The sequence below is a fragment of the Sulfurovum zhangzhouensis genome, assembly GCF_030347965.1.
Taxonomy (GTDB): domain Bacteria; phylum Campylobacterota; class Campylobacteria; order Campylobacterales; family Sulfurovaceae; genus Sulfurovum; species Sulfurovum zhangzhouensis.
Window position 1 is genome coordinate 921929 of record NZ_JAQIBD010000001.1, and the last position, 18487, is coordinate 940415.

General features: G+C 41.8%; 16 protein-coding genes. 3 read left to right on the top strand and 13 right to left on the bottom strand.

The window, feature by feature from the left end:
* Genes nuoK through PGH07_RS04850 form a run of 12 tightly spaced genes read right to left on the bottom strand, consistent with a single transcriptional unit; the run spans window position 1 to window position 12671 of the window.
* On the bottom strand, window positions 1–303 hold the full coding sequence (nuoK, locus tag PGH07_RS04795; RefSeq protein ID WP_289412954.1) for an NADH-quinone oxidoreductase subunit NuoK: 303 nt from the start codon (window positions 301–303) through the stop codon (window positions 1–3).
* Complete coding sequence (locus tag PGH07_RS04800) at window positions 300–899, bottom strand: NADH-quinone oxidoreductase subunit J (RefSeq protein WP_289412956.1); 600 nt, start codon at window positions 897–899, stop codon at window positions 300–302. The genes nuoK and PGH07_RS04800 overlap by 4 nt, the downstream gene beginning before the upstream one ends.
* A gap of 13 nt (window positions 900–912) precedes the next feature.
* The gene (nuoI, locus tag PGH07_RS04805; RefSeq protein WP_289412957.1) at window positions 913–1536 is read right to left on the bottom strand and encodes an NADH-quinone oxidoreductase subunit NuoI; all 624 of its coding nucleotides are present in this window, start codon (window positions 1534–1536) and stop codon (window positions 913–915) included.
* Window positions 1537–1546: 10 nt separating this feature from the next.
* Entirely contained in the window at window positions 1547–2584 is a 1038-nt protein-coding gene (gene nuoH, locus PGH07_RS04810) for an NADH-quinone oxidoreductase subunit NuoH (RefSeq protein WP_289412961.1), read from the bottom strand.
* A gap of 3 nt (window positions 2585–2587) precedes the next feature.
* The gene (locus PGH07_RS04815) at window positions 2588–5068 is read right to left on the bottom strand and encodes an NADH-quinone oxidoreductase subunit G (protein WP_289412963.1); all 2481 of its coding nucleotides are present in this window, start codon (window positions 5066–5068) and stop codon (window positions 2588–2590) included.
* Window position 5069: 1 nt separating this feature from the next.
* Entirely contained in the window at window positions 5070–7343 is a 2274-nt protein-coding gene (locus PGH07_RS04820; protein WP_289412966.1) for a 2Fe-2S iron-sulfur cluster-binding protein, read from the bottom strand.
* Between the two features lies 1 nt (window position 7344).
* Window positions 7345–9354, bottom strand: a complete 2010-nt coding sequence (locus tag PGH07_RS04825; RefSeq protein ID WP_289412968.1) for an FAD-dependent oxidoreductase — start codon at window positions 9352–9354, stop codon at window positions 7345–7347.
* 2 nt (window positions 9355–9356) lie between these two features.
* Window positions 9357–9746 carry an NADH-ubiquinone oxidoreductase subunit E family protein gene (locus PGH07_RS04830; protein WP_289412969.1) on the bottom strand — a complete coding sequence of 130 codons (390 nt, stop codon included), beginning with the start codon at window positions 9744–9746 and terminating at the stop codon, window positions 9357–9359.
* Window positions 9747–9758: 12 nt separating this feature from the next.
* Window positions 9759–10991, bottom strand: a complete 1233-nt coding sequence (gene nuoD, locus PGH07_RS04835) for an NADH dehydrogenase (quinone) subunit D (protein WP_289412970.1) — start codon at window positions 10989–10991, stop codon at window positions 9759–9761.
* Between the two features lie 8 nt (window positions 10992–10999).
* Window positions 11000–11782, bottom strand: a complete 783-nt coding sequence (locus PGH07_RS04840) for an NADH-quinone oxidoreductase subunit C (RefSeq protein WP_289412973.1) — start codon at window positions 11780–11782, stop codon at window positions 11000–11002.
* Window positions 11782–12300, bottom strand: a complete 519-nt coding sequence (locus PGH07_RS04845) for a NuoB/complex I 20 kDa subunit family protein (RefSeq protein WP_289412974.1) — start codon at window positions 12298–12300, stop codon at window positions 11782–11784. Before PGH07_RS04845 ends, PGH07_RS04840 begins: the two co-directional genes overlap by 1 nt.
* Window positions 12282–12671, bottom strand: coding sequence for an NAD(P)H-quinone oxidoreductase subunit 3 (locus PGH07_RS04850; RefSeq protein WP_229936973.1), 390 nt, complete (start codon window positions 12669–12671; stop codon window positions 12282–12284). The genes PGH07_RS04845 and PGH07_RS04850 overlap by 19 nt, the downstream gene beginning before the upstream one ends.
* 239 nt (window positions 12672–12910) lie before the next feature.
* Between PGH07_RS04850 and PGH07_RS04855 the strand changes: the two genes are divergently transcribed.
* The gene (locus PGH07_RS04855) at window positions 12911–13327 is read left to right on the top strand and encodes a rhodanese-like domain-containing protein (RefSeq protein WP_289412976.1); all 417 of its coding nucleotides are present in this window, start codon (window positions 12911–12913) and stop codon (window positions 13325–13327) included.
* 13 nt (window positions 13328–13340) lie between these two features.
* Here PGH07_RS04855 and PGH07_RS04860 read toward each other — a convergent pair whose 3' ends face one another.
* Complete coding sequence (locus tag PGH07_RS04860) at window positions 13341–15074, bottom strand: ATP-binding protein (protein WP_289412977.1); 1734 nt, start codon at window positions 15072–15074, stop codon at window positions 13341–13343.
* A gap of 178 nt (window positions 15075–15252) precedes the next feature.
* Here PGH07_RS04860 and PGH07_RS04865 point away from each other — a divergent pair, with 178 nt between their 5' ends.
* Together PGH07_RS04865 and PGH07_RS04870 are read left to right on the top strand one after the other, a co-directional pair.
* Complete coding sequence (locus PGH07_RS04865; protein ID WP_289412978.1) at window positions 15253–17079, top strand: HPr family phosphocarrier protein; 1827 nt, start codon at window positions 15253–15255, stop codon at window positions 17077–17079.
* Window positions 17072–18454: a PTS transporter subunit EIIC gene (locus PGH07_RS04870; protein WP_289412980.1), complete on the top strand. Its 1383-nt coding sequence runs from the start codon at window positions 17072–17074 to the stop codon at window positions 18452–18454. The genes PGH07_RS04865 and PGH07_RS04870 overlap by 8 nt, the downstream gene beginning before the upstream one ends.
* The last annotated feature ends 33 nt before the right edge of the window (window positions 18455–18487 follow it).

Consider the following 18487-nt stretch of genomic DNA (forward strand, 5'->3'; position numbering starts at 1 on the left):
TTATCCCTTCATAGTCGCAAGATCGTCAAGATCAAGACTTCCTTGTTTTTTATACAATACGATCAAGATACCAAGTCCAACTGCAACTTCTGAAGCTGCGATCGCAATCACGAAGAATGCAAACATTTGACCTGTAAGATCATTGTAAAAGTGTGAAATAGCTGCAAATGCAATATTTACTGCATTGAGCATAACCTCGGTTGCGAAGAAGAGCATCAATAGGTTTCTTCTTCTAAGTACGCCAACCAATCCTATAGAAAATAGAAGTGCTGATACGATTAAATAGTGTGATAAACCTATCATTTCTCATCCTTTTGTGTCAAAATTTCATCTTCTCCCGCATCTTCATCCATCATCTCAGTAAGTGACTGATCCATTTTCTTACCTGCAAGGATAATACCTGCGATCATCGCAACCAGTAGCATTACAGCTGCTACTTCAAACGGAATTAGATATTTTGTGAAGAGTACGATACCCACATCCTGAGCATTCCCTACACCCTCATGCATTGGGTAGAGTGCCTGAATTCCATCAGAGTAGATCGGAGCGGCAAACATCAATACAAGCATTAGTGCACTAAGACCACCAAGTACAAATACCACTGCACCGCTTGTGTTTTTTTCTTTGATCTCTTTTGTTGCATCAAAGAACATCATCGCAAATGAATAAAGTGCCATTACTGCACCTACATATACGATCAACTGAACAACACCAAGGAAATCTGCTCCAAGGATAAAAAAGAAACCTGAAATAAGTACCATACCTGATGCCAAAGCTGTCATTGCATAGAGTACGTTATTACTCATTACTGTAATCCAGAAGAGGATTACCGTCAAAAATGAAAAGAGGTAAAATGCAAACCCCTGAACTGTAAACAGTGATGCCAAAAAGTTTTCCATGACAACCTCCTCCTTAATACGCTAGTGGCGTTTTTTTGATGTTTTCATCAGCATTTGGAGATACAGCACCAAATCCGTCATACTCTTGTTGCAAGCTAAGTCTATCGATCGGTGTAAGCATATCCTCAAAGAGTGAGAAACTTGCTCTTTGCTCTGAAGCTGTCTCATATCTTGGACCATGAACGATCGCAAGTTCAGGACATACTTCTGCACAGTAACCACAGAAGATACAACGACCGAAGTTGATCGTATACTCACTCACCTCTTTACGCTGATTTTCATCATATCTTGTATCCATTGTGATACAGTTAGAGATACAGATCTTCTCACAAAGTCCACAACCGATACATCTGTAATGTCCACTCTCAAGCAACCTAAGCATCTCATGGATCGCTCTGTATCTTGGTGAGATAGGGAGCTTCTCAAATGGATATTTTACTGTATGCATCTGTCCCTTGAACAGTGCATTGATCATTTCTCTTACTGTTACCCAAAGTCCAACAAAAAGTTCACCTTTAACTGTTCTTTTTGCAACCTGAGCGAACTTTGTCATCGGAGTCTTTGGTGACTCCTGCAGGTCAAGTACCTTGTACGCTTGAGTACCTACATTTCTATTTTTAAATTGTTCTAAACCCATATCTACTCCCTTATACGATCACAATACCGGTGATTACAACGTTGATCACTGCAATCGGCATTAAGACTTTCCAACATAACCACATCAATTGATCCGGTCTGACGTGTGGCCACGCTGCTCTTACCCATAGCATCAAGAAGAAGAAGAATGCTACTTTCAAGAGGATCATGATCCAACCTGCAATGAATCCGAAGTCGTTATATCCACCAAGGAAAACAACTGCTGCAAGAATAGAGATTGTGATCATGTTCGCATATTCACCGATGAAGAACATACCCCATCTCATCCCTGAATACTCAGTTGCATATCCGGAAATAACCTCTGCTTCATGCTCAAGAAGGTCAAACGGTGTTCTGTTTGTTTCAGCAAATCCAGCGATCAAGAAAAGGATAAATGCTACCGGTTGCTGCCAGATAAGCCATGATGTGATACCACCAGATTGTGCTTCATTGAAATCAACCAATGAAAGAGAACCTACTATCATGATCGGAGCCAAAATAGACAATCCTGTGATCACCTCGTAAGAGAGGAACTGGATTGCTGTTCTTGCTGCACCGATGATACCCCATTTGTTCGCCTGAGCCATACCTGCAAGCAGTGGCCCGTAAAGACCTGCTGCCATCATACCAAGTACAAAAAGAATCCCGACATTCACATCAGATGCAATTGATGGAACAAATGTACCGCCAAGTACCGGAACAAACTCAGGAATCGTGAAGTCCGGGAATACTGGAACAGCTGCCAATGCGATAAATGCAGTTGCTGCAGTAATAACCGGTGCGATTTTAAAGATAAATGCATTTGCATGCTGCGGCACGATATCCTCTTTTGTAAAAAGCTTGATACCATCTGCTGCAATCTGAAGCAATCCATATGGACCTACGTGCATTGGTCCAAGACGGCGTTGCATAAATGCAAGAACCTTTCTTTCCAAATATGTACCGAAGCCTGCTAATGCAGAGATAATTGCAAGGATAAGGATCGCTTTTATCGCGACACCTACAGCCGTTACCTCCGGTAGTTGTTCTATAAGTGTTGTTGTTTCCATCTTTTACACCTTCTTAATTGTTACATTTTTGTATCTAGACCCGCCGAAGAGATCATATACACCTGCTGCAGCTCTAAAGTCTGAAACTTTGACAATATCACCTTCGATCTTCTCATCAGCGATCACATCCATTACAATGCTTCCATTGTCAAATACGATTTCTACTTTTTCACCTAGTTCTGCTGCTTTTGCAGTACTTGCGTAAACACCAAATGCTTCAAAGATCTCATGTGCCTTATCTGTGAAATCATTGAACTGTCTTGCCGGGTTACATCTATACGCAATCTCACCCTCTAATGCTGCAGATGCATCAAACTTCTCAACAGTCGGAAGTGCTACTTCATCAGAAATGATTTCAAGAAGATAACCGCGGTTTTCACTACCATCGTTAAAGTATCCGTTTGGCAGATCATCAAACGCAACAGCCTGATATCCACTAGCTGTCGGAAGCATTGGTGTCCAATCTATCGTCAATGCCGGTGCCCCTACAAGTACTTTCATAAGGTCATTCAACTCATATCCTTCATATGAAAGTGCTGCATTTGTAGGAACCACTCTTTTCGACATAGTCGTGAATGTACCTTCTTGCTGGTTCATTGCCGGCATATCAAGGTCACCGTTACCTAGTGCTGAAAGTCTAAAGTCACCGTTTTCATTGTACCCGATCGTATATCCTGCTGCCTCATCATCAAGATCACAGATTAATGCAACACCGAGTGCATTTGATTTAGGCGGAGTCATTACTACATCGATGCTTGTTGTTGCTTCGATCAGTGCAATCAACTTAGCAATATTTTCTGCTTTTTCATGGAAGTAAAGGTCTTCACCTACCATCATTGAGAATGACTCTTTTTTGCTCATCATCTTCTCAAATACAGCAGGGAATTTCTCAGAGTCTCCGCCAAGAAGATCAACGAGTCCATTCTTCTCAACAGTAATTTCCTTTTCTACTGTCTCTTTTACCTTTTTAGTGACTTCTTCCTCTTCACCAGTCTCTTCATTTTTGACCATCTCTTTTACAGTCTTATCAACTTTCTCTGTAATCGTTTGTGTCTCTGAAGTTTTAAATGAATCAATAAATGCTTTTACATCTTCTGGAAGCTTACTAGCATCAGCAAATAGGTCAAGTACAAGATAAAGTGCTGCTTCTTCCAATCCTGGCTTATGGTTAAAACACTCAATCGTTTTACCAAATGAAGGAATAAGTGTATCACCTACCGGGTGGAAATAAAGTCCAGCACCTTTATTCATCTTCTGTACATTATTGAACGCATACTTCATGCCCGGGCTGTCATTTCTAAGCGCAGAACCTACAGAGATCACAAAATCAGCACGCTTCATAATTTCATCAGTATCTGTTGACCAAAGTGATCTGCCGCTAGCTGCTTTGTAATAGTTCAGGAATTTCTGGAATGCTCTCACTTCAGGGTTATAAAGTTTAACACCCATTTTCTCTTTGAGTGTTTGAAGCATCATTGCTTCTTCATTTGTGATCACTGAGTTAAATCTGATAGTTTCAGCTTTCTTGAATGCTTCGATCGCCGCATTAAATGCCGCTTCATCTTTACTTACACCTCTGTTCTCAAAGTCGTACGCAAAACGAGCTGCACCGTCAAGTGATACATAGTTCCATTCATTTGTAACACGGAAGATCTTGTCCTCTCTGTCAGAAATAGAAGCCGGTCTCGTCTCATAGTAGATCGCAAAACCGTCACTTGAGTGTGCTGAAACTGCAGGGATACGTTTAAGGTCCCAAGCATTTGATTGGTAAACGAAATCTCTACTTACCAACGCTCCTACAGGACATACCGCGATACACTCACCACAATCAGAACAGTCTGTATGATCAGTTCCGTTACTTGGTGCGATCAAAGACTTTTGAAGTTTGTTCCACATCGCATAAGCGTCTTTTGGCATTGTGTCTTTGTATGATTTATCAAGATCTTCACCACCCCTTTTTGTTGTAGTGATCGCTGAATCACCAATCATATCTTTACAGACAGTCGTACAACGCTCACATACAATACAGAGGCCCGGATCGTAGTGAAGTACTGTACTCCAGTTTTGAGTCTCTCTTTTGGTGTCAGGGATCGCGTAGCTTTGAGAATCAACATTCAGTTCAAGTGTATAGTTCTGAAGTTCACACTCACCACTCTTGTCACATACACCACACTGAAGCGGGTGGTTGACATCATAGACTTCCATGATCGCTCTACGTTCTTCAAGGATATTTGGAGTATTTACTGTGATCTCCATCCCCTCTTTTACTTTCGCATTACAAGCATACACTTGTTTGCCGTCCGCTTCGACCAAACAGATACGGCATGCCAAAGTAGGCGAACATCTTGTCAAATAACAAATAGCCGGTATGAAGACTTCGTTGGCACGAGCAGCGTTAAGGATATACTCACCCTCAACAGCCTGATACTCAACACCGTCAATCTTGATACTAACCATGTTTTCTACTGTTTTTACTTCACTCATATTAGCTTCCTACTTCTTCATTTTTAGTGGCTGAAAAATCGACGCTTTTAAATCTATAAGAGGATATCAAAGCAGCACTTAATCCCATATCAAAGCTTGGGTTAAGTGCGATATTTCCGCTCATAGATGTATCGATCTTAAACACACGATTGAACGTTACACCATCAATCTCAAATGATACATTCTGACCATCATTCAATCCTGTTTCATTCGCAAATGCAATCGAACCTACAAGTTGTGCTTCACTAGCGATCGCCTCGCATTTTGCTGTAAATGGAGAGAACTGTTCAGCTGGGTTGCATTGATATACCACACTACCCATACTTGTCGTACTCTCTACAGTTTCGATCGTTTGATCTACCGGTACTTTTACCTCACTAAGTAAGTAGCCTCTATGCTCCTCACCCGTGATATCAAAGTAATCAGGAAGATCATCAAATGCTTCTTGCCTAAATCCTTGTGCTTCAGGAAGAGATGCAGTATACTCAATCGTATACTCAGCTTCCAGCCCCAACGCATTTGCAATATCGTTCAACACGTACCCGTCATATGACTTGGCAACATTCATTGGTACCACACGCTTATCATTACTGGTCAGTGTTCCTTCCTGCTGGTTCATTGCCGGCATATCAAGGTCACCTTCTCCCAATGCTGAAAGTGTGAAATCACCTTGTACGTTATATCCTACGCTCATACCCTCACATTCATCATCAAGGTCACAGATAAGTGATACACCCATCGCATTTCCTGCAGGCGGTACACATACGACATTGAAACCTGCATATCTCTCAAGCAATGCAATCAGTTTTGCGATATTTTCTGCCCTTGGATGTGCATAAAGATCACTTCCTACTACCAGTGAGAAACCTTGCTTCTTCACCAAAGATTTTTGAAGTTGAGCGATCTGATCACTACTCACACTGCTTTGCGCTGCAAGTGCTTCTGGATTCAACTCTTCGAGTACAGAAGTAAGCTTCTGTGGCATATCTGCAGTTTGTCCTAGCAATGTCAGAACAAGCTGTGCAGCTACTGCTTCTTCGCTACCAGGTATGTACTGCATAAACTGGGTTACGATATTTTTCATCTCCTCATCACGCATCGGATGAAGGTAAGCAACTCTTGATCTGTGCCATTTACTCGCCATATTGATGTGGTATTTCACATTTGGCGCATCATCATTGATACGTGTACCAAATACGATCACACCTCTAGACTCAGATATACGATCAAGCGTTCCGCCAAAGAGGTTTTTCCCTGTGATAGAACCATATGCACGCATAAACTTTTGATACGCTCTTGCCTCATGACAAATCAGTTTCGTTCCCTGCTTCTCTTTGATCTTTTGAAGGATCAATGCTTCTTCATTACTGATTTGAGGAGCAAAGAGAATACTATGAGCATTTGCTACCGCATCAACAGCATTTTCAAATGCCTCTTTATCTTTGCTTACACCTTCATTGGCATAGTCAAATCCATAGCGTCCTGCACCACAGAGTGTAGAGAATTCAGCATTATTACTTACACGGTAGATTTTGTCTTTTTTCACTTCATAGTCCATCTGACATCCGCCGCCACAGTGTGAACACGATGATGGGATCTTTGTAAGCTCCCATGCATTTGTACGATACTTAAAGTCTGTATCTACAAGTGCACCTACCGGACATACCGCAGCAGCTTCACCGAGACTTGCATAGTTCTTCTCTTTTTTGACATTAACAATAGTTGATGAGTAACCACCGAACTTCAGCTGTAATGCCTCATCACCTGTAATCTCAGTAGAAACTCTTACACACTTCTCACACATGATACAAAGTGCAGGATCATAAGATACATGTCCCCAGTTTTCTACCGGTCTATGCTGATCACGTGCAGTGAAGTTTTGGTTGCCTACATCAAATTCCAGTGTCTTGTTTTGCAGGTCACACTCACCGCTTTGGTCACATACACCACACTCTAGTGGGTGGTTAACGTTGTAAAGCTTCATAATGTTCTGGCGTTCCTGGTAAAGCTCAGAGGTTTGTGTTGTTACCACTGCACCGTCAGTTGCTTTTTCCTGACAAGAGAGGATCGCTCCATCTACACCTTCGACACTCACAAGACACATACGGCATGAAGCGATAGGTAGTGTCTTTGTAAGATAACACATTGTAGGAATATAGATACCGTTCTCTCTCGCGATCTCAAGTATCGTTTTACCAAATGTGCTCTTACACTTTTTTCCATTGATGGTGATTGAGATCTCTTTTCCAAGACCTAATGAATTATGTTTATTCATATTACACCGCCACCATTGAAATATAATAACAACGCATACAACGTTCAGCTTCGGCGATCGCCTCTTCACCTGTAAACCCGAGGTTTACCTCTTTATTGTTGTCAATACGCTCATCTACACTCAGCTTCTCACTGACTGCTCTTGGTAGTCCTGGCATCCATCCAGTGATCTTTTCCTTTTTGTCATAGACCTTCAGCTTATTAAGATGATCTTCCATGATCTCATCATCTGTCAACGTACACTTGCCATCATAAATATAACGGCTGATCACTGATGCTGCACGTCTAGCTTGACCAACTGCATTGACGATCGTCATAGGACCGTATTCACAGTCACCTGCGGCAAAAAGACCAGGACGAGATGTCATATAGTCTTTACCGTTCGTTAGAAGCGTATTCCATGACGTCAACTCTACACCCCACTCTTCAGGAAGTAGTTGAAGATCAGCTGCTTGTGAAACTGCCGGGATCAGATAATCACACTCGATATCAAAGTCACCATCTTCCATCTTCACAAGTTGAGCACGTCCGCCGTTTGGATCAGGGACCAGTTCAAATCTGTTACACTTGAGCTTTGTGATCTTTTCACCATCATCAAAGATTTCTTCGATTGCTGAGTAGAAAATGAACTCTACACCCTCTTCTACTGCTTCATGGTACTCTTCGTAGGTTGTATTACGGATGATAGTCGCTTCATCACGACGGTAAAGCATGATCACCTTCTTCGCGCCTTCACGAACAGAACATCTTACAACGTCCATAGAGGTAAATCCACCACCGACACAGACAACCGTCTTGTCTTTCAGTTCATTGCTCGCAGGACTTCCGATACCGTACTTGCTCCAAAGATTCACTTTGTCAAGCATTGCAATCGCACCCCAGTATCCACCCATTTTAGGGTTTTCGTTCTCTGCATAAACCTTTTTAGAAAGTCTTGTACCAAATGCAAGCAGTGTTGCATCATACTCTGCATCAATCTCTTTCAGTCTTTCAGCATCGACTCTGTGGTTATTGGTAATGCTTACTGTCGGCATCTCCAGTACGAAATCGATATCCTTGTTATACTTATCGATCGGCATACGGTACTCCGGTACCCCCACAGCTACCTCTCCACCATTTACAGGAAGTTCTTCAAAAATATCAACCTGAATACCCTCAAGTGCCAGATAGTATGCTGCTGTAAGCCCTGCAGGACCTGCACCGATGATCGCTACTTTTTTACCGTCATTTCTAGGTGCCTTTGGTTCTTTTGGATGCAACCAAGGTACTTCATGATCTGTCTCATAGTCTGCACCAATACGCTTAAGCTCCATGATAGAAATCGGTTCATCAAGATTTGCTCTTCTACATGCGTCTTCACACGGATGAGGACAAACACGTCCACAAGTATGTGCTAAAGGCATCGTCTGTCTTGTTGCCTGAAGAGACTCAGTGAAGATCATATCACGTACACCCTCGATATATGCCGGGATATCAACATGTGCCGGACACATATCCGTACATGGTGCCGTTACTTTAGCGATATATGATGTATCTCCACCATAATGTTTTGATGGAACTTGGGCATTGATACATCTATCAAACTGATCTTTATAATGTTCCATCAGATCAAGTATAGGCTTAGGTACGGTCTTACCGATCTCACACTTTGAAGTAACCATCATTGTTTGTGAAACTTCCTTAAGATGGGCTACGTCATCGTGCGTACCTTCGCCACGCGCGATTTTATCGAGTAGGTCATACAGGATCCTACCACCCCAACGACCCGGAGCACAACGCCCACATGCCTCTGAGTACTCTTGGTACTGTGCTGCATACTGGCTTGCCAGCTCAACTGCATCGATATCTTCAGTGAAAATGGCTACACCATCCCATCCGATAAATGCTTTTGAGCTTCTGTCTCCATGGTAAGTTTCAGGTAATTTGAAACCTGTTTCACTCCACTCGTCAAGGGGTTTACCACGGTTATCGATAAACTCGTCCCTCCAAGTTGAGAATACAACGTTTGACATAACTACTCAGCCTTCTCTTCTTTTGCAGCCTCAGCTTGTGCTGCTGCTTTTGCTGCTTTTTCAGCTTCTCTTTGTGCTTGAGCTTCAGCTTCAGCTTTTGCCGCAGCTTCCGCTTCAGCCTTCGCAGCTTCTGCTGCCTCTGCACGTGCTTTTCTTGTCTCTTCACTTACTTTTTTAACGACAATAGTCCAGTCTACTTCGTTGAACTTCAATGAGTTCATCAAGTCATGTCCCTGCTCTCTTACTACATCAGCAGACTTCTGGATCGAACTGAAATCACCTACTTCAAAAAGAAAGATACCTACTTCATCAACATTCAGTCCAGTATCCATAAGTTCAACCATTTTGTCATAAAAGTCATCTTTTAAGTGTCTTAAATCATATCTTCTCATTTACCGGCTCCCTTATCTGTCTACTTCACCGAATACGATGTTGGTAGAACCAATGATCGTAACGACGTCTGCGATATATGTTCCTACAAGAATCTCTTGAAGTAACCCAGTGTGGAAGAAGCTTGGTGCTCTACATTTCAATCTGTAAGCATACGGCTCACCTTCGGATTTGATATAGAACCCAAGCTCGCCTTTTGGAGACTCAGTTGGTACATACACTTCACCTTTTGGCGGTCTCATACCTTGAGTAACGAGTACAAAGTGCTGCATCAATGCATAGTTTTGCGTCATGATCTCTTCTTTTGTTGCAGAGATATACTGTGGTGCATGTGCCATGAGTCTAGGCTCAGTCTTTTTGTACATTGGGATAAGCTGTCTTAAAATACGTGTAGACTGCTTCATCTCTTCCATATAAAGACGGTAACGTCCGTATGAGTCACAAGTTTCTGCTACAGGAACATCAAAGTCAAGTTCACTGTATAGCTCGTAAGGTTCTTCTTTTCTGATATCATACTTCACACCTGAACCTCTAAGCATAGGACCTGTACATCCCCATGATAGTGCCTCTTCTGCAGAGATCACACCTACATCTTCAAGACGCATTCTCCAGATACGGTTCTCAGTAAGAAGTGCTTCATAAGTATTTTTTACTTCATAATCTACTTTGTCACACCATGCAGCAAGGTTTTCCAACCATCCTGCAGGAAGATCCAACGGTACACCACCGATACGTACAGCAGAGTGTGTCAATCTTGCACCACAATACTCTTCCATCAAGTCCATACCGTATTCACGCTCACGGAATGCATAGAGGAATACCGACATTGCACCGACATCGAGTGCGTGTGTTGCAAGGAAAAAGAGGTGAGAGATCACACGGTTCACTTCAAGAAGCATGGTTCTGATCACTTGAGCACGTCTAGGTGCCTCAATACCAAGAAGTTTTTCCACAGCAAGTGCATATGCATAGTTGTTTGATGTTGATGCGATATAGTCAAGTCTGTCTGTAGTTGGCAGGAACTCATTGTATGTCATGTTCTCTGCCATCTTTTCGATACCTCTGTGAAGGTAACCGATATCAGGGTATGCTTTTACTACTTGCTCACCGTCAAGTTCAAGTACAAGTCTCAACTGTCCGTGTGCAGAAGGGTGCTGCGGACCAAAGTTGATAACCATTGTGTTGTCATCACGCTCAAAATTGAGGTTTTCAAAAAACGGGGTTAATTTATTTGGTTGTTGGCTCATCGTCCCTCCTATCTTCTCTCATCTAATTTCTTAGATGACTTATTGTAGTCGACAAGGATCGTTTCACTGTATTCAATCGCTTGTTCATTTTCTCCCTCACTGATATCTGCACCGAACGGTACTTCATATCCTACACGTGAGAAACGCTTCGTATCGTATCTCTCAATTTTTGCCTGATCTCTGTTCTCAGGCCCGATGATATCTCTGTACTCTTTACCAAAGATCTTATCGACCTCATACCATGATGCAAACTCATCACCATGCAATGGATACGTTTTAAGAAGAGGGTGTCCTTCCCAATCATCCGGCATAAGAATACGCTTAAGATAAGGGTGGTTGTTCACTTTGATACCGAACATATCAAATAACTCACGTTCTGCAAAGTTTGCTGACTTAAATAGTGGTACGATACTCTCGATCGCTTCACCCTTTTTGATACGGCAAACTACTCTTACTCTTTTTGCTTCATCGTAGTTTAGCAATTGATAGAAAAGTTCAAACTCACCGTCTTGTGCAAGATAATCTACTGCAGACTGCTCAGAACACTGCTTATATCCACACTTATCTCTTAGTGTCTTGATCACTGCAACATTTTCTTTTGCATCAATGTGGATAACCAGCTGTCCTAATTCTACATATGACTCTTTTACCTGCTTACCAAGCGTATCTACAACCGCTTCAAAGTGAGAACCCTTCTCTACTTCTTCTCTTGGTACACGCGGTGCTACCCAGAATCTATCTGTATAGTACGATTTTGCTTGTACATTATCTTTTGGCGTATACTTTCTCATTACACTAACCTCAAGTTTTGTTTTTGATTTTTATTCATATTTGCTGATTCTCTTCTGATCTTCTTTTGAAGCATCATCAATGCATACTGCAATGTTTCAGGTCTTGGTGCACACCCAGGAAGATAGATATCTACCGGTACGATACGGTCTACTCCCTGTACAGTTGCATAGGTATTGAACATACCACCCGTGTTTGCACATGATCCCATAGAGATAACCCATTTCGGTTCTGTCATCTGATCATACAGTCTTCTAGCAAACTCAGCGTGTTTTTTAGAAAGTGTTCCTGCAAGGATCATAACGTCTGACTGTCTCGGAGACGCTCTAAAGATCGTACCCATACGGTCAAAGTCATAACGTGACGCACCTGACGCCATCATCTCGATCGCACAACATGCCAAACCATATGTTAGTGGCCAAAGCGAGTTTGAACGTCCCCAGTTTACTATATGATCTACCGTAGTCAATGCTATCGGTAAGCCGGCGCTTCCGGCATAATTTACTTGATGCTGTGCCATTCAAGTGCTCCTTTCTTCCATGCATAAATAAATCCGATTGCAAGCAATAGGATAAATAGAATCATCTCAGCAAATCCAAACCACCCAAGTAGTTTAAAATCAATCGCCCATGGGAACATAAAGATAATTTCTACATCAAACAGGATGAACAGAAGTGCTATCAGATAGAACTGTGCTGAGATCGTGTTTGGCTGTTTTGTTACCTCCGGTCCACATTCGTAGATCGTAAGCTTAAGCTTTTCAGTGTCTAATTTTGCAAGTTTTCTACTTACAAAACGTGCTGCGAAAAGAGTTGCCGGAAAAGCAACCGCAGTCAGTGCAAACAGAATAAATACACCAAAATACGGGTGTTCTGTAATTACGTGAGTCATTATTAATCCCTTACTTTAATCATCTCTTCCTATAAAATAGGGTAGAGAATTCTCAGAATATTCGATTTAATATACCTAAAAGTTAATTAAACTCATTTGTGGAGCAATTGTGTAGAACTGATATGAATTTTATGCTGTAACTAAGTGAAACAAAATTATCTCATAAGTAAAATATATAATCTAATGTATTTTTTGATGCAAAAAAATATGTAATACAATAATAAAAAACGGTTATTTCAATGAAAAACTATAAAAAAATACTCACCAATACACTCTACTGGATCGCATTAGTCGGCTTGTTTTTTTGGTTTGCCTATACAAAAGGATGGATACTTGCCGATTTCCGTTCGGTTGACGCCCAAACTGCCATCACCATGATTGAAAATGATGACAATATAACGCTATTGGATGTAAGGACTGTCCCTGAGTATAAAGAAGGACATCTTGTAGATGCGACTCTTATCCCTCTTCAACAGCTAAATACCCATATTGACAAGTTATCAAACAAAAAAGATACAAAGATCGTTGTCTACTGTCAAAGCGGGAATAGAAGTGTTGCTGCCTCCCGTATCTTAGAGAAACATGGATTTACTCCGATCAATGTCAAAGGCGGCATTATTGCACTGAAAAGTGCAGGGGCACAGATCATAAAGTAACAAAAAAAGTTCCTTAGACCTTGAACCCCATACTTTTGCTTCCATCAAAACTGCTGCCAAGTTCTTTTTCAATCTCTTCGAGGAAGTCCTGGTTACTAAAGATACTCTCCTCTCTTACAGCGACTTTATAAGCAGTATTTTTGATGATAAGATTGATCTGACCGCCTGTCAGATCAAAGCTGGCCAAACTTTGCACATCAAAATCTTCCGTGTAATCCGCATTTTCAGGAAGCATAAACTGCCAAAGTCTCATACGCTGTCTTTTACCCGGTTTTTTAAATTCGATCTTATAGTTGAAACGTCTTGAAAAAGCTTTATCAATATTTCCAAGTAGGTTTGTTGTCGCGATCAAAATACCTTCAAAGCGTTCGATCTGTTCAAGAAAGATATTTTGCATCTGGTTATGCATCTTATCCGCACTGCTGCCGCTCCCCTCAGTCCTGCTGCTTAAGAACTGGTCAGCTTCATTGAGTAATAAGATAGGCTCCACTTTCGCCTTATGACTCAACTCCTTGAACTCATCAAAAATACGTCTTACATTTTTTTCACTCTCTCCCACATACATTGAGAGGATCTTTGAACAATCAAATGAAAGAATCGGGCGTTTCAGTGTCTTTGCTAAACTCATAGCCGTCATTGTTTTACCTGTTCCTGCACTTCCGTAAAAGATAATACGTGCATCGATCCCTTTACGTTTATCTTTGATCCCCCACTCTTTTAGCTTTCTAAAGACTTCCTTATCTACCTGTTTTATCACATTGTCCAATGTCTCTCTGGTTTTTGGATGCAAGACAACATCATCAAGTGTCGTGGTCGGTTTCAGGTATTCAAAGAGTTCCTGCTCCTGTACCAGCGCATCAAGTTTTAGTTTTGTTACCTTCTTTTTCTTGCTTGGGTGGATGATACGCTGCATCACTTCTTCTTGCAGATAGAATGAACGGCTGACACCCCCGAACATATTGAGTATCTCTTCATAGTCGATGATATCTTCAGTGATAAGTTTAGCACCGTCTTCAAGCAATGAACGGTTTTTTATCTTCTCATATTCATCAAAACTGATCAGTTCAATAAGCGTGTTCATATCCCTAAACAACCCTTCTCCGCCACTGTACTCCTCCTTAAGAAGTGCCAGAAAGATACGCTGCTCTTTTTCATCCAGATCTTTCTCTTTGAAAAACTCCTCAACGACAATAGGCGTTTCAGTCAGCTTTACACGTTCTTCAATGCGTGTAGTAAGCAAATTCAGTTTGTTTTTAAGCCGTCCGATACTTAGTGAATTATCTGCAAATCCCTGTCTATAGGTAGCGATCTTATGCAACAATGTCACCATATCAAACTGATCTTGCAGATACTCCAAGTGATCCGTATAAGGTTTGATATCCGGTAGATAGATCTCCAGTGATCCCTCTTCCAATAATCTCAAAAGTGAAATACTCGGTGTCACAGAGGTATTTAACAATTCAAGCGTTGACGTATCATGCGCTTTTACCTGACCAAAGCTCATCTGGATGATCCATCCAAGGTCCAACAGGTTTTTTACCAATTTCAATTCCTTGAGATAAGCATACTCATCACTCGAGAAATTATCCTGCAACATCTCAATGACCGGTACTTCCTCTAACCCTTTGACATATCTTTGACAAATATACTGGATCAGTTGTGCCTCCCCGACAGTACACTTTAAATGTTCGAATATGGATGTTTTTTCTACGTCATCGGATTCTATAAACTCTATTAGATATTTCAATAAAATTCCTCATTATTTACTATAAGTTATATAGTAGAGTATAGCAAATATTTTCAATTTTTCGTTGAGTGTGACCATTCATTGAAAGATATGAAAGTCAAGAAAAGAACATCATATGCCAATAGACCACCTATTTATATTTTGGTATACTTTGAGAAATCAATTTTCAAAGTATCCAATGAAGCTGTTAAGAACATTTTTTTACAAACCACTTACAAGTACGCTTACCGTGACCTCAACCAATGGATTTCACCTAAGACCTGCAGCGAAGTTTGCAACTGAAGCAAAACAATTTACCTGTGACATTCATATCGAATTCTCGGATAAAAGGATCAATGCCAAAGCGGTCAATGCCATCCTCTCTTTAAATCTTGACACTGATGATACTTTTACACTTATTGCACATGGGAAAGACGCAAAAAAAGCGCTTAGCTTACTCAACCAAACCTTTGCAATACTTATGAACGCAGAGCACGCTCCAAAGCAAGTAGAAAAACTAAACGCTTCTTATCAAAGTCCTACACAACCTGGTGAGATCATCAGTGAGGGAATTGCTGTAGGAAAACTTCATCACTTCGTACTAAAAGAAGTACAACATGCTTCGCTGAGTTCTTTTAAACAAGCTGTCGAAAATAGCGTAGTTGAACTGGACAAACTTTATAACAATTCCAAAAAAAATGCTGATGCACACATCTATCTCGCACAAAAAGCCCTCCTTCTCTCTCTGGCTGAAGAGGTCGATACGCTTGAAGGTTTTAATTCGCGCATTGAAGCAGAAAAAGAAATACTCAGAGGCGGTCGTCATGCAACAAAGATCGCGGACCTCAATGACCTGCTTTACCGGATCAAGAAACAAATGGGATATGACTATCAGGTTTCACTGCCTAAAACACCATTCATTTTGACAGCAGATGACCTTCTCCCAAGTCAGATCAAAGTTCTAGAACACAGTACGGTTCTCGGCGTTGCTCTTGCTAACAGTTCTTTAGCCTCACACACTGCAATCCTTCTGCGTGCCGCAGGTATTCCTTCGCTTTTACTGGACAAACCCTTGAAGCATGAAGAGGACAAGGTGATCTTGGATGCCTACAGCGGCTTGATCGTCCTTAAGCCCTCACCGGAAGATCTTATCCAGGCCTTCAAACGTCAAAATGAGGATGATAAACTACACTCTGAAATACATCAAAACCGTTTCAATCCTGCCATCACCCAAAAAGGAGAAAAGATAAACATCTTTGCGAATGTCTCCGACCTTGACTCAGCAAAAGAAGCAAAAGAAGAGGGAGCCGAGGGTATCGGTCTATTACGTTCTGAGTTTCTTTTCAAGGAGCATAAACCCATTATCAGAGATCAGATCAGGGCATATCGTGCGATCTTTGATCTTTTTGAGGATGTCACGGTACGTACACTCGATGTAGGCGGAGACAAAGCACTGCCTTATATCGATATTCCTAAAGAGCAGAATCCTTTTTTAGGTATTCGCGGTATCAGACTGCTCAAAACCGATCCAAAGCTTCTGGAAGAACAGCTTGAAGCGATCTTGATTGCTGCAGATAACAGACCTGTCAAAGTCATGTTCCCTATGATCAGTACCCCTGAGGAGTTTAAAGAGGCCAAAGATTTTGCTTTGAATATCGCTCGTGAAAAAGATATCCCGATTGACAATGTGCGTTTTGGTATGATGATCGAAGTTCCTTCTGTACTCTTTGCACTGCAAGAGTTCAATACACTTGTGGACTTCTACTCAATAGGTACCAATGACCTTGCACAGTATCTTTTTGCCATTGAACGTACCCATCCAACACTCAAGATTGATCCTCACTCACCTATACTTTTTAATGTCATTGAACGTATAGTCAAGGAAGCTACCAAACCTGTCAGTATCTGTGGTGAGTTGGCTGGAGATACGAGAGTGATTCCTCAGCTTCTTAAAACAGGTGTACAGACACTCTCTGTCTCAAGTAAGCGTATCGGACAAATCAAAGATAAGGTAAGAAATGTTTAGTTTACTCCAAAAGATCGGTAAAGCCCTGATGACCCCTATTGCCGTACTGCCTGTAGCGGCACTGTTACTGCGTCTTGGCTTCGGTGACATATTTGACGGACAAATCGCGCACATTATGAAAAGTGCAGGTGAAGCGATCTTTTCACACCTTGACCTACTCTTTGGTATAGGTATCGCCTATGGGCTGGCAAAGAACAATGACGGGGCTGCCGCACTCTCAGGGGCCATCGGTGTACTTATCGCCAAAGCCGTATATGGCAGTATCGATGAGAGTGTCAATATGGGAGTCTTTGTAGGTATCATCATTGGGGTGCTGGCAGGAACACTCTATAACCGTTATCATGTGATCAGGCTCCCTGAATTTTTGGGCTTTTTTGGAGGCAAACGTTTTGTCCCGATCATTACGGCTATCGCTGCAATCGGTGTTGGTGTACTTGCAGGATATTTTTGGCACTATGCTCAAGGAGCGATCGACAGTTTCTCAAACCTCATTATCGGACTGAAAGAAACCGGAACCTTCATCTATGGTACACTCAACCGCGCACTTATACCTCTAGGACTGCACCATATCCTCAATTCGATCTTCTGGTTCCAGCTGGGTGAATATACCTACCTTAAAGACGGGGTAGAAACAGTAGCTAACGGTGATCTGCACCGCTTCTTCGCAGGAGACAAGAGTGCGGGAGTCTATATGTCCGGATTCTATGTGGTGATGATGTTTGGACTGCCTGCCATGGCACTGGCGATCTATCTCAATACGCCAAAGTCCTACCGTAAGAAAGCAGGAGCAATCCTGGCAGGTGTAGCTTTCACATCATTTCTTACAGGGATTACCGAACCTTTGGAATTCCTCTTTTTGTTCGTTGCTCCACTGCTTTTCTTACTGCATGCACTTCTTACCGGCTTGGCACTGGCAGCAGCACAGATACTTAATATCCATGCAGGCTTTGGCTTCTCGGCAGGATTTATCGACTATGTGATCAACTATAAACTGGCTACCAACCCGTTACTTCTCCTCCCTTTAGGCGCAGTATTTGCAGTGATCTACTTTGTCACCAGCTACTACACCATCAAGCTTTTGAAACTGCAGATCTTTGAAGAAGCACAGAATGACAGCAGTGTACAACATGATGATGAAGTACAAGCATTTATTCTTGCACTTGGCGGAGCAGATAATATCCTCGATACCGATGCCTGTATCACAAGGCTCCGTATGCGTGTAGGTGACAGCAGCATACTTAAAGATGAAGACTTTACCGCATTGGGTGCCAAAGGCGTGATACGCCCTGACAAACAGACCATACAGATCGTGCTTGGAAGCAAGTCTGAAAAAGTGGCAGAGAAGATCAAAGAGGTATTAGGTACTAATATCTAACACTATACTATACACTTGTGACCATATCATATT

Bases quoted from the DNA above. Each gene is read 5' to 3' on its own strand.
- PGH07_RS04850 (WP_229936973.1), bottom strand. From the start codon at position 12,671: ATGACTCACGTAATTACAGAACACCCGTATTTTGGTGTATTTATTCTG.
- nuoK (WP_289412954.1), bottom strand. From the start codon at position 303: ATGATAGGTTTATCACACTATTTAATCGTATCAGCACTTCTATTTTCT.
- PGH07_RS04800 (WP_289412956.1), bottom strand. From the start codon at position 899: ATGGAAAACTTTTTGGCATCACTGTTTACAGTTCAGGGGTTTGCATTT.
- PGH07_RS04870 (WP_289412980.1), top strand. From the start codon at position 17,072: ATGTTTAGTTTACTCCAAAAGATCGGTAAAGCCCTGATGACCCCTATT.
- PGH07_RS04855 (WP_289412976.1), top strand. From the start codon at position 12,911: ATGAAAAACTATAAAAAAATACTCACCAATACACTCTACTGGATCGCA.
- PGH07_RS04830 (WP_289412969.1), bottom strand. From the start codon at position 9,746: ATGAGAAGATATGATTTAAGACACTTAAAAGATGACTTTTATGACAAA.
- nuoD (WP_289412970.1), bottom strand. From the start codon at position 10,991: ATGAGCCAACAACCAAATAAATTAACCCCGTTTTTTGAAAACCTCAAT.
- PGH07_RS04840 (WP_289412973.1), bottom strand. From the start codon at position 11,782: ATGAGAAAGTATACGCCAAAAGATAATGTACAAGCAAAATCGTACTAT.
- PGH07_RS04815 (WP_289412963.1), bottom strand. From the start codon at position 5,068: ATGAGTGAAGTAAAAACAGTAGAAAACATGGTTAGTATCAAGATTGAC.
- nuoH (WP_289412961.1), bottom strand. From the start codon at position 2,584: ATGGAAACAACAACACTTATAGAACAACTACCGGAGGTAACGGCTGTA.
- PGH07_RS04845 (WP_289412974.1), bottom strand. From the start codon at position 12,300: ATGGCACAGCATCAAGTAAATTATGCCGGAAGCGCCGGCTTACCGATA.
- PGH07_RS04865 (WP_289412978.1), top strand. From the start codon at position 15,253: ATGAAGCTGTTAAGAACATTTTTTTACAAACCACTTACAAGTACGCTT.
- PGH07_RS04820 (WP_289412966.1), bottom strand. From the start codon at position 7,343: ATGAATAAACATAATTCATTAGGTCTTGGAAAAGAGATCTCAATCACC.
- PGH07_RS04825 (WP_289412968.1), bottom strand. From the start codon at position 9,354: ATGTCAAACGTTGTATTCTCAACTTGGAGGGACGAGTTTATCGATAAC.
- nuoI (WP_289412957.1), bottom strand. From the start codon at position 1,536: ATGGGTTTAGAACAATTTAAAAATAGAAATGTAGGTACTCAAGCGTAC.